Raw genomic sequence first — 11,860 nt, forward strand, 5'->3', positions numbered from 1 at the left:
CCCTGTGCGGCATGGCGAACTCGCTCGGCATGCTGGTCATGGCGCGCATTTGCCAGGGCTTTGCGGCCGGCCCGTTGATGCCGCTGTCGCAGACCCTGCTGCTGCGGATATTCCCGGCCGAGAAGGCGCCTGCCGCGATCGGCCTGTGGTCGATGACTACCCTGATCGCGCCGGTGCTGGGGCCTATCCTCGGCGGCTACCTGTGCGACGAATATTCGTGGCCGTGGATCTTCTTCATCAACGTGCCGATTGCCGCTGCCTGCGCCTTCATGGGCTGGCGCCTTCTCAAACGGTATGAAGGTGCGCTGCTGCGCAACTCGATCGACGTGGTGGGCCTGGTGCTGCTGGTGATCTGGGTCGGCTCGCTGCAGCTGATGCTGGACGAAGGCAAGAACCTCGACTGGTTCGCGTCCGGCCAGATCGTGGCGCTGGCTTGTATCGCCGCCATCGGTTTTGCCGCCTTCCTGATCTGGGAGCTGCACGCGGAGCATCCGATTGTCGACCTGCGGGTGTTCCGGCACAGGGGCTTCAGCGTCAGCGTGCTGACCATCAGCCTGGCGTTTGCCGCCTTCTTCGGCATCAATGTGCTGACGCCGCTGTGGCTGCAAAGCTTCATGGGCTACACGTCGACACAGGCGGGCCTGGCAACCGCATGGACCGGCGTGTTCGCCGTGTGTGTGGCGCCGCTGGCCGCGGGCCTGAGCGCGAAGGTCGATCCGCGCCGGCTGATCTTCGGCGGCGTGCTGCTGCTGGGGGCAGTGACGGCGTGGCGCACCGTGGCCACCAGCGGCATGGGCTTCTGGGACATCGCGATACCGCTGATGGTGATGGGTCTTGGGTTGCCGTTCTTCTTCATCCCGACCACCGGGCTGGCGATGGCCAGCGTGGAGGAGCACGAGATGGCGAATGCGGCGGGACTGATGAACTTCCTGCGGACCTTGTCGGGCGCTTTTGCGACGTCGGTGGTCACCACCTCATGGCAGGACCAGGCTACCAGGCATCACGCCGAACTGGTGGGGCTGGCCGATGCGGACAACAGCGTAAGGTCGACGCTGGAAGGAGCAGGGATGGCGGCGGATGCGGTGCTGCAGGCGCTTGACGGGATGATCGTCGCCGAGAGCGTGACGCTGGCGACGAACCAGGTATTTGCGGTTGTCAGCGTGTTGTTCGTCGTGGCGGCATCGGTGATCTGGCTGGCGCCGAAGCCGACGCGGGTGGTCGATCCGGGGGCGGGCGGGCACTAGAGCCGCCTATGCCGCCGGCGGATTGATGATGTTCAGGAACGCCCGCACAACGGGCGCATCGTCCTGCGTCGAATAAGCCACATACAAATTCGCCGACGGCGGATTGGTCTTGATCGGCAAGAAGATCACGCCCGGCCAGCCGATGCGGCTGGTGGTCTCCGGGACCAGGGTCACGCCGAGCCCCACGCCCACCATCGCCAGCAGCGTCTGCGGCTCGCTCGCCTCCTGGAAGATCGTCGGCTGGAAACCGGCGTCGACGCAGCACTGGATCAGGTAGCGCGGGAACGACGACTTGTCCAGGGCCAGCGTCAGCATCGGTTCGTTCGCGATGTCCATCAACTCGATGTGCGGTCGCTTGGCCAGCGGGTGATGCTCGTTCACCGCCACGCACACGTTCTCGCGGAAGCAGAGCTCCTGATGCAGGTTGCCGTTCCTTAGCTCGTCGTCGTCGAGCCTGGGTTCGCGCCAGAAGCCGACGTCGATCTGCCTGCCGCGCAGCGCGTCGTACTGCACCGGCGGCCCCGACTCGTGCAGCGTCCATGTCACGTTCGGGAACTTGGTCTGGAATTCCTCCAGCAGGCTCGGGATCGGGCCCCACATCGCCGAACCCACGATGCCGACGCGCAGCCGTCCGACTTCGCCGCGGTCGATCTGGCGCACGGTGTCGATCGTCATGCGCATCCGCGCCAGCAGTTCGGCCGCTTCCACCATCAGCGCCTTGCCGGCCACTGTCAGTTCGAAAGTGCGCGTGGTGCGCGCGAACAGTTTGACGCCAAGTTCGGCTTCCAGCTTCATGATCTGCTGGCTCAGTGGCGGCTGCGAGATGTGCAGCCGTTCGGCGGCGCGGCTGAAGCTCTTTTCCTCGGCGACCGCGAGGAAGTACTTCAGCTGTTTCAGGTCGATGGACATGGCGGTGTTCCTGGTTTAGATCGCTTGCATTCCGGGCAGGTCGTGCATGGCGGCCGCAAGCTGCGCGCCAACCAGTGCGTTGTGTTTCACCAGCGCGATGTTGGTCGCAAGGCTGCGGCCTGCGGTCAGCTGCTTGATGCGGTCCAGCAGGAACGGCGTCACTGCCTTGCCGGTCACGCCGCCCGCATCGGCTTCGGCCAGCGCCTGCAAGGTGATGCGGTCGATCTCGTCCTTCGGCATTGCTGATGCCTCCGGCACCGGATTGCTGACGACGACGCCGCCGTGAAGGCCCAGCTGCCATTTGGTCTGGATGAAGGCGGCCTGCTCCAGCGCGGTATCGAGCTGGAAGTCGGCCTTGAAGCCGCTGTCGCGCGTGAAGAAGGCAGGGAAGCCCGGCTGGCCTACGCTGATCACCGGCACGCCATGCGTTTCGAGGTATTCGAGCGTGAGGCCGATGTCGAGGATGGATTTGACGCCTGCGCATACCACCGCCACGTCGGTATTCGCCAGTTCCTGCAGGTCGGCCGAAATGTCGAAGCTGGTCTCGGCGCCGCGGTGCACGCCGCCGATGCCGCCGGTGACGAACACGCGGATGCCGGCCAGCGCGGCGCAGATCATGGTCGCCGCCACGGTGGTGGCCCCCAGGCTGCGCGTCGACAGCGCGTAGGGCAGGTCGCGCCGGCTCACCTTCATCGCGTCCGGCGAGCTTCCCAGCAGTTCAAGCTGCTGGTCGGACAGGCCGACGCAGATCTTGCCGTCGATGATGGCGATGGTGGCCGGCACAGCGCCGGCGTCGCGGATGATCTGCTCGACCTCCTTTGCCGTCGTCACGTTCTGCGGGTACGGCATGCCGTGCGAGATGATGGTCGATTCGAGTGCGACGACCGGCTTGCCGGCGGCGCGCGCGGCGGCTACTTCGGGGGAAAACAAGAGGAACTGGTGCATGGTCAATCCTTGTAGAGGGCGTTGAACGGCTGTTCGCCCGGCGTTGAAAAGAGCGCGTCGATGGCGTCGAGCGAATCGGGCGCGAGGGCAGGTGAGACGGTTTCCGCGCAGGCCACCGTCATGGAGGAGAGGTGCAGGCCGCGCCTGCAGGCCTGGGCAAGGTCGCTGCCGCCCTGGTAGAGCGTCCAGCACACCGCCGCGGCGAAGGAGTCGCCGGCGCCGGTGACGTCGACGACGTTCGCGGCGAGCGCCGGAAGGTGGGCGATGCCGTTCGCGGTGGTGAAGCTGACACCGCCGGCGCCGCGCGTGACGATGATGTCCTGCGCGCCTTGCGCCTGGACGGCGGCGCAGGCGGCCGCCAGGTCGGCGTCGCCGGAAATCGGCTTGCCAGTGCGCGTTTCAAGTTCGCCCTGGTTCAGTATCAGCAGGCGCAGGCCGGTCAGGTCCAGCGGCAGCCGGTCCATCTTCGGCTGCGATACCGCCACCACCACCAGCGGCACGGAGTCGCGCGCGGCGTCATCGAGCAGCGCGCGCACGGTGTCGTGCGGGAGGTTCAGGTCGGCCACGGTAAGCGCGGCGCCGGCGCGCTGCGGCTGGACCCGGGCGATGAACTCCGGCGTCAGCTGGTCGTACAGCGCCATGTCCGCCAGCGCCAGCAGCATGTCGCCTTGCTGGTCGAGGATGGCGGTATAGGTGCCGCTGTAGCTGCCGCCGAGGCGCAGGCTGCCGCGCGTATCGATGCCAGCGCCTTCCGCGTGCGCGAGCAGGGCGGCGCCGGATGCGTCGCTGCCGACGGCGGTGACAAGACCTACCGGGGCGCCAAGCCGCGCCAGGTTTTCGGCGATGTTGCGGGCCACGCCGCCAAACGATTCGTCCTGGCGCGCGGGATTCGAGGTGCCCATCTGCAGGGGACCGGTTGAGCGCAACTTGCGGTCGAGGTTGGCTGCGCCGATGCAGACGACCGGGCGGCGGTCCGCCAGTACATACGCCCGGCCGAGCAGGCGGCGCTCGCGGATCAGTCCCGCGATATGGCCGGCGACGGCGGAGCGCGACAGTCCGAGCTCTTGCGCAAGGTCTTGCTGCGAAATGAAGGGGTTGGCGCGGATCAGTGCGTAGAGCTGGTCTTTTTTGCTGAGTTCGGTCACGGTTCGCAATCGGATAAACATTTGTTTTGAATTATAAACAGTTGTTCAAGCCATGTCAAATCACTTTAATTGTGGTATGTGTGCCAACGAACGGTTCTGGCGGCGCGATTTCCAGATACTTCCATAGCACCCCACCACACAAGACAGGACATCATGAATACGAAGCCAGCTCCCCGGAACCCGGACTCCCGCGTCGAGCTCGAGGTGGAGCGCGAGCGCAATGAGCGGCAGCACAACGACGACGTGAAAACCGGCGGCAACCTGGGTGACGACTACCGCGTCAAGGATGCCCGCGGCAACGACAGCGCCGCCAACCTGCATCGCCAGCGCGACCGCTAGTAAGTAATCGCTTACATTTCGCCGGCGCCCGTCACCGGCACTGCGGCCTTGCCGCGGACTTCTACACTGTGTTGGTCCAGCGGGCTCGGCATGGGTTCCCGCCTCATCCGAAGCCCTCCCTGATTTATACGACATCCAAATAAATAGCCAAGAAAAATGGTATTTGCCGTACATATCGAGCGTAATGCATAGTTATAATATTTAGCAAGCCCCACTTCAGCCACGCGGCGCCACCACGCAATCGTCTGGGCGCCGCGTTTCGCATTACTGGCGCCGCCGGGCCCGCTACCACCAAGAACACCACAAGGAAAACCATGTCCGACAACACCCCTTTTGACGCCGTCGAAGTCATCCGCGCCCGCAAACCCGGTTTTGAACCGCGCGTGGCGATGATCCTCGGTTCCGGCCTGGGCGTGCTGGCAGAGCAGATGACCGATGCAGTGTCGATCGGCTTCGACGAACTGCCTGGCTTCCCGATCAGCACCGTCCATGGCCACGCCGGCGAACTGGTGATGGGTAACCTGGCGGGCGTGGACGTGGTGTGCATGAAGGGCCGTGGCCACTTCTACGAAGGCTACGGCATGGGCGTGATGACCAGCGCCGTGCGCACCATGAAGCTGCTGCGCTGCGAGATGCTGTTCGTGACCAATGCCGCGGGTTCGCTACGCCCTGAAGTCGATGCGGGCAGCCTGGTCGCGCTGACCGACCATATCAACTTGCTGCCGGGCACGCCGATGGTCGGCAAGAACGACGACCGCTTCGGCCCGCGCTTCTTCAGCATGTCCAACGCCTACGACGCGGACATCCGCGGCCTGGTCAAGCAGACCGCGGCCGACAAGGGCATCACCCTGCATGAAGGCGTGTTCGTCGCTTATCCGGGCCCGAACTTCGAGACCGCCGCCGAGATCCGCATGATGGGACGCCTCGGCGCCGACGTGGTCGGCATGTCGGTGGTGCCGGAAGTGATCTCGGCGCGCCACTGCGGCCTGAAGGTCACCGCCGTATCGGTCATCACCAACCTGGCCGAAGGCATGTCGCCCTTCGCGCTGTCGCACGAGCAGACCCTGAAGTACGCCGCCATCGGCGCCAAGGACCTGGTAACCCTGATCCTGGCCTTCCTCGAGCGCTTGGCGAAAACCCCGCGCGACGCAGCGTAATTGGCCTAGACTGTCCCGATCACTTTTTATATAGCGAGCGATAACATGTCACGCGCATTCATCCTCCTGCTGGACTCCTTCGGACTCGGCGCGACGCCGGACGCCGCCAAGTACGGCGATACCGGCGCCAATACCTTCGGCCACATCGCCGCCTGGGCCGCGCAGCAAGGCAAGCCGATGTCGCTGCCTAACCTCGAAAGCCTGGGCCTGGCCGCAGCCGCCCACAAGGCCAGCGGCGAGTGGGCCGCCGGCTTCGACAAGCGCGACGGCTTCACCGGCGCCTGGGGCGCGGCGCGCGAGCGCTCGACCGGCAAGGACACCCAGAGCGGCCATTGGGAAATTGCCGGCGTGCCGGTGGAATTCGACTGGGGCTACTTCCCGCGCACCGTACCGTCGTTCCCGCAGGAGCTGACCGACAAGCTGCAGGAAATGACGGGCGTGCCCGGCTTCCTCGGCAACTGCCACGCGTCCGGCACCGAAATCATCAACCAGCTGGGCGACGAATCGGTCGCCACCGGCAAGCCGATCCTGTACACCTCGGCCGACTCGGTGCTGCAGATCGCGGCGCACGAAGAGCACTTTGGCCTCGACAAGCTGTACGCCATGTGCGAAGCGGCGTACGAGCTGGTCAAGCCATACAACATCGGCCGCGTGATCGCGCGCCCGTTCCTGGGCTCGAACGGCGACTACCGCCGCACCAGCAACCGCCACGACTACGCCGTGCCGCCGCCGGCGAAAACCCTGCTCGACCACGTCCATGACGAAGGCGGCGAGGTGATCGCGCTGGGCAAGATCAGCGACATCTTCGCCACCAAGGGCGTATCGCGCATGGTCAAGGGCGTCGACAACATGGCGCTGTTCGACGCGCTGATGAAGGTCACCGGCGAAGCGGGCGACAAGTCGCTCACCTTCGTGAACTTCGTCGATTTCGACATGATGTTCGGCCACCGCCGCGACGTACCGGGCTACTCCAACGCATTGCACGAACTCGACGCGCGCCTGCCGGAATTCATGGCTCAGCTGAAGGAAGGCGACATGGTCGTGATCACCGCCGACCATGGCTGCGACCCGAGCTGGCCGGGTTCGGACCACACCCGCGAACACATCCCGATGATCTTCTTCGGCCCGGCCGTCAAGCCGCAGGAACTGCCGATGTCCGAGACCTTCTCGGACATCGGCGCCACGCTGGCCAAGCACCTCGGCGTCAAACCCCTCTCCAACGGAACCGCACTAATATGACCCAGAACCTGGACTTCAAACGCAACACCGCCGTCGGCCTCGACCTCGGGTGGGTGAACCACATCAAGGTCAACCGCAATGCGGCCGACCGCCGCGCCGCCAGCCTGGCGAACCGCCGCACGGTGAAGAAGGAGTACCAGGCCGCGTGGCTGATCCGCGCGGTGCAGTGCATGGACCTGACCACGCTGGGCGGCGACGATACGCCGGGCCGCGTCGAGCGCCTGTGCATGAAGGCGCTGCGTCCCCTGCGCGCGGACCTGATGCAGGCCCTGGGCCTGGAGTCGCTGACCACCGGCGCCGTTTGCGTGTACCACGAGATGATCCAGCCGGCCGCCAAGATCCTGCAGGGCCGCCTGCCGATCGCCGCCGTGTCGACCGCCTTCCCGGCCGGCCTGTCCAGCCTCGAGACCAAGATCCGCGAGATCGAACTGTCGGTGGCCGCGGGCGCGACCGAGATCGATATCGTCATCACCCGCCAGCACGTCCTGACCGGTAACTGGCAGGCGCTGTACGACGAGATGCTGGCCTACCGCAAGGCCTGCGGCGATGCGCACGTGAAGGCGATCCTCGCCACCGGCGACCTGGTCACGCTGGACAACGTGGCCAAGGCCTCGTGGGTCTGCATGATGGCCGGCGCCGATTTCATCAAGACCTCGACCGGCAAGGAAGGCGTCAACGCCACCATCCCGGTATCGCTGGTGATGGTGCGCGCGATCCGCGAATACTACGAGCAGACCGGTTTCCAGGTTGGCTACAAGCCGGCCGGCGGTGTGTCCACCGCGAAGAGCGCGCTGCAGTACCTGACCGTGATGAAGGAAGAACTGGGCAACGACTGGCTGCAGCCGCACCTGTTCCGCATCGGCGCGTCGAGCCTGATGACCGACATCGAGCGCCAGCTCGAGCACTACGTCACCGGCGCCTACTCGGCCGCACATCGCCACGCGCAACCTTAAACACCGAACGGATTCGTCATGCCAACAATTAAAGAGATTCTCCAGACTATGGACTACGGCCCCGCACCCGAAAGCACCAAAGAAGCCCAGGCGTGGCTGGACCAGCATGGACGCCGTTTCGGCCTGTTCATCGACAACGCGTGGACCGACGCCACCGACACCTTCGCCTCCAACAACCCGGCCGACGGCACGGAACTGGCGCAGGTGACGCAGGCGACCTCGCAAGACGTCGACCGTGCCGTCGAAGCCGCGCGCCGCGCGCAGCCGGGCTGGGTCGCCCTGGGTGGCCACGGCCGCGCCAAGATCATGTACGCGATCGCGCGCCTGCTGCAAAAGCACTCGCGCCTGTTCGCGGTGCTCGAAACGCTGGACAACGGCAAGACCATCCGCGAAACCCGCGACGCCGACCTGCCGCTGGCCGCGCGCCACTTCTACCATCACGCAGGCTGGGCGCAGTTGCAGTCGGAAGAATTCGCCGACTACCGCGCGGTGGGCGTGGTCGGCCAGATCGTGCCGTGGAACTTCCCGGTCCTGATGCTGGCCTGGAAAATCGCGCCTGCGCTGGCCGCCGGTAACACCATCATCTTCAAGCCGGCCGAGTACACCTCGCTGACTGCGCTGCTGTTCGCCGAGATCTGCCAGCAGGCCGGCGTGCCTGCGGGCGTGGTCAACGTCGTCACCGGCGACGGCCGCGTGGGCGAAGCGATCGTCAACCACGCTGGCATCGACAAGCTGGCCTTTACCGGCTCGACCGAAGTGGGCCGCATCATCCGCAAGGCGACCGCAGGCAGCGGCAAGAAGCTGTCCCTTGAACTGGGCGGCAAGTCGCCGTTCATCGTGTTCGACGACGCCGACCTGGATGCGGCAGTCGAAGGCCTGGTCGATTCGATCTGGTTCAACCAGGGCCAGGTCTGCTGCGCCGGCTCGCGCCTGCTGGTGCAGGAATCGGTGTACGACCGTTTCATCGCCAAGATCAAGGTGCGCATGCAGAACCTGCGCGTCGGCTCGCCGCTCGACAAGTCGAACGACATCGGCGCCCTGGTCGATCCGGTGCAGCAGCAGCGCATCCACGGCTTTGTGGAATCGGCCCGCGCCGAAGGCTGCGAAGTCTGGCAGCCGGCGTGCGAAGCGCCAAGCGCAGGCTCGTGGTACCTGCCGACCCTGATCACCGGCGCGTCGACGTCGGCCGCCGTGTCGCAGACCGAGATCTTCGGACCGGTCCTGGTGGCGATGAGCTTCCGCACCCCCGGCGAAGCGGTCCAGCTGGCCAACAACACCGTTTACGGCCTGGCGGCCTGCGTATGGTCGGAATCGATCTCGCTGGCGCTGGACGTGGCGCCGCAGATCAAGGCCGGCGTGGTGTGGATCAACACCGCCAACCAGTTCGACGCAGCCTGCGGCTTCGGCGGCTACAAGGAATCTGGCTTCGGCCGCGAAGGCGGCAAGGAAGGCATGTACGAGTACCTGACGCCGCTGTCGGAAGATGCACGCCCAAGCGCGCCTATCGTCGCCGAAAAGGGCAAGGTCAAGTCGATTGAATCGGGCAACCCGTTCGCGGTCGACCGCACCGCCAAGCTGTACATCGGCGGCAAGCAGGCGCGTCCTGACGGCGCCTACAGCCGCGCGATCGCCGGCGCCAACGGCGCCTTCCTGGCCGACGTCGGCGAAGGCAACCGCAAGGACATCCGCAACGCCGTCGAAGCGGCGCACAAGGCGTCCGGCTGGTCGAAGGCCACCGCGCACAACCGCGCGCAGGTGCTGTACTACATCGCCGAAAACCTGGCGATCCGCGCAGAGGAATTCGCAGCCCGCCTGGCCGCGATGACCGGCGTGAAGAATCCTGAGCGCGAAGTCGCTGCTTCGATCGAGCGCCTGTTCTACTGGGCGGCGTGGGCCGACAAGTACGACGGCCAGGCGCACCAGCCGCCGATGCACGGCATCACCGTGGCACTGAACGAGCCGGTCGGCGTGATCGGCGTGATCTGCCCGAACGAGAACCCGCTGCTGGGCTTTATCTCGCTGGTCGCACCAGCGCTGGCGCTGGGCAACCGCGTGATTGCGGTGCCGTCGGAAGCGCATCCGCTGTCGGCGACCGACCTGTACCAGGTGCTGGACACCTCCGACCTGCCGGGCGGCGCGCTGAACATCGTCACCGGTTCGGCCGACGAGCTGGCGCGCACGATGGCTGCGCACGGCGACATCGATGCGCTGTGGCGCCACGACGGTTCGGCGGAAGGCTGCGCCGAGGTCGAGCGCCTGTCGTCCGAGACGCTGAAGCGCACCTGGGTTGGCGGCGGCAAGGGCCGTGACTGGTTCGATGCGAAGCAGGCCTGCGGCCGCACCGTGCTACAGCACGCGAGCCAGGTCAAGAACGTGTGGATCCCTTACGGCGTTTAAGCCGCCCGGGACAATAACATCGTCGTTCCCGCTTCCGCGGGAACGACGTTTTGGAGCAAACAATAATGTTTCTGACTCAGGAAATCATCCGCAAAAAGCGCGACGGCGGCGCACTGACCGCCGAAGAGATCCAGTTCTTCGTGCGCGGCATCCCGAACGGCAGCGTCACCGAAGGCCAGATCGCGGCACTCGCGATGGCCGTCTACTTCAACGACATGAACATGGACGAACGCGTCGCCTTCACGCTGGCGATGCGCGATTCCGGCCAGGTCATGGAATGGAAATCCCTGAACCTGCCAGGCCCGGTCGTCGACAAGCACTCCACCGGCGGCGTCGGCGACGTGGTGTCGCTGATGCTCGGCCCGATGATCGCCGCCTGCGGTGGCTTCGTTCCGATGATCTCCGGCCGCGGCCTGGGCCATACTGGCGGCACGCTCGACAAGTTCGACTCGATCCCCGGCTACTGCACCGTCCCCGACCCTGAGTTGTTCCGCAAGGTGGTCAGGGAAGTCGGCGTCGCCATCATCGGCCAGACCGCGCAACTCGCGCCGGCCGACAAGCGCTTCTACAGCATCCGCGACACCACCGCGACGGTCGAATCGGTCGCGATGATTACCGGCTCCATCCTGTCCAAGAAGCTGGCGGCGGGCCTCGACGCGCTGGTGATGGACGTGAAGGTCGGCTCCGGCGCCTTCATGCCCACTTACGAAAAATCGGTCGAACTGGCCGAGAGTATTGTCGCCGTCGGCAACGGCGCCGGCACCCGCACCTCGGCGCTGCTGACCGAGATGAACGAGTCGCTCGGCCCGGTTGCCGGCAACGCGCTGGAAGTACGCCTGGCGATGGATTACCTGACCGGCCGTTCGCGTCCGGCGCGCCTGCACGAAGTGACGATGGCGCTGTGCGCAGAGATGCTGATCCTTGGCGGCCTCGCGCAAAACGAAGCCGATGCCCGCGCCAAGCTGCAGGCAGACCTCGATTCGGGCGAAGCGGCGGAACGCTTCTCGCGCATGGTCGCGCAACTGGGCGGCCCGGCCGACCTGGTCGACAACCCGGACAAGTACCTGGAGCAGGCGCCGATCGTGCTGCCGGTTCCGGCGCTGGAAGCAGGCTACGCCACCGCGACCGACTGCCGCGGCCTTGGCTTGGCCGTTGTCAGCCTTGGCGGCGGCCGCCGCCGTCCGGAAGACGCGATCGACTTCGCGGTCGGCCTGACCGGCCTGGCGGAACTGGGCGACGCGATTGCCGTCGGCCAGCCGCTGGCGATGGTCCACGCTCGCACCGAAGCGGCGGCCCAGCAGGCCGTGCGCGAAGTGCAGGCCGCCTACCGTATCGGCGCCGAAAAACCTGCCGCGAACCCGATCATTTACCGTACTATCCGTCCATCGAAGGGATAAGAATGAAATATGCAAAACTGATCGACGAAGCCCGCGCCGCGCGCGAACTGGCCTACACGCCTTACTCCAACTTCAAGGTTGGCGCGGCCATCGAATGCAAGGACGGCCGCGTGTTCCGTGGCTGTAACGTCGAAA

General features: G+C 65.8%; 11 protein-coding genes. 8 read left to right on the plus strand and 3 right to left on the minus strand.

Features of this window, described 5'->3' with window-relative positions; genetic code table 11:
- The coding region (locus D3872_RS22095; protein ID WP_119812807.1) for a DHA2 family efflux MFS transporter permease subunit at positions 1–1,244 on the plus strand (1,244 nt) is incomplete at its 5' end.
- Positions 1,245–1,250: 6 nt separating this feature from the next.
- On the opposite strand, the gene D3872_RS22100 is transcribed toward D3872_RS22095, so the two are convergent.
- Genes D3872_RS22100 through D3872_RS22110 form a run of 3 tightly spaced genes read right to left on the minus strand, consistent with a single transcriptional unit; the run spans position 1,251 to position 4,243 of the window.
- Positions 1,251–2,153, minus strand: coding sequence for a LysR family transcriptional regulator (locus D3872_RS22100; RefSeq protein WP_119812808.1), 903 nt, complete (start codon positions 2,151–2,153; stop codon positions 1,251–1,253).
- A 15-nt stretch (positions 2,154–2,168) separates the two neighbouring features.
- Positions 2,169–3,098, minus strand: a complete 930-nt coding sequence (locus D3872_RS22105) for a pseudouridine-5'-phosphate glycosidase (protein WP_119812809.1) — start codon at positions 3,096–3,098, stop codon at positions 2,169–2,171.
- A 2-nt stretch (positions 3,099–3,100) separates the two neighbouring features.
- Positions 3,101–4,243 (minus strand): carbohydrate kinase, encoded by a 1,143-nt coding sequence (locus D3872_RS22110; protein ID WP_119812810.1) that lies wholly within the window; start codon positions 4,241–4,243, stop codon positions 3,101–3,103.
- A 153-nt stretch (positions 4,244–4,396) separates the two neighbouring features.
- Between D3872_RS22110 and D3872_RS25380 the strand changes: the two genes are divergently transcribed.
- From D3872_RS25380 to D3872_RS26790, 7 genes are all read left to right on the plus strand, one after another.
- Positions 4,397–4,582, plus strand: coding sequence for a hypothetical protein (locus tag D3872_RS25380; RefSeq protein WP_147373963.1), 186 nt, complete (start codon positions 4,397–4,399; stop codon positions 4,580–4,582).
- 314 nt (positions 4,583–4,896) lie between these two features.
- Positions 4,897–5,739 carry a xanthosine phosphorylase gene (gene xapA, locus D3872_RS22115; RefSeq protein WP_119812811.1) on the plus strand — a complete coding sequence of 281 codons (843 nt, stop codon included), beginning with the start codon at positions 4,897–4,899 and terminating at the stop codon, positions 5,737–5,739.
- A 45-nt stretch (positions 5,740–5,784) separates the two neighbouring features.
- Positions 5,785–6,978, plus strand: a complete 1,194-nt coding sequence (locus tag D3872_RS22120; RefSeq protein ID WP_119812812.1) for a phosphopentomutase — start codon at positions 5,785–5,787, stop codon at positions 6,976–6,978.
- Entirely contained in the window at positions 6,975–7,931 is a 957-nt protein-coding gene (deoC, locus tag D3872_RS22125; RefSeq protein ID WP_119812813.1) for a deoxyribose-phosphate aldolase, read from the plus strand. Before D3872_RS22120 ends, deoC begins: the two co-directional genes overlap by 4 nt.
- Positions 7,932–7,949: 18 nt before the next feature.
- The gene (locus D3872_RS22130) at positions 7,950–10,328 is read left to right on the plus strand and encodes an aldehyde dehydrogenase family protein (protein ID WP_370660985.1); all 2,379 of its coding nucleotides are present in this window, start codon (positions 7,950–7,952) and stop codon (positions 10,326–10,328) included.
- A 65-nt stretch (positions 10,329–10,393) separates the two neighbouring features.
- On the plus strand, positions 10,394–11,725 hold the full coding sequence (gene deoA / locus D3872_RS22135) for a thymidine phosphorylase (protein WP_119812815.1): 1,332 nt from the start codon (positions 10,394–10,396) through the stop codon (positions 11,723–11,725).
- Positions 11,726–11,727: 2 nt separating this feature from the next.
- Positions 11,728–11,860: cytidine deaminase family protein (locus D3872_RS26790; RefSeq protein ID WP_370660986.1), on the plus strand; the 133-nt coding region annotated here is incomplete at its 3' end.

This window comes from Massilia cavernae (genome assembly GCF_003590855.1).
GTDB lineage: Bacteria > Pseudomonadota > Gammaproteobacteria > Burkholderiales > Burkholderiaceae_D > Telluria_A > Telluria_A cavernae.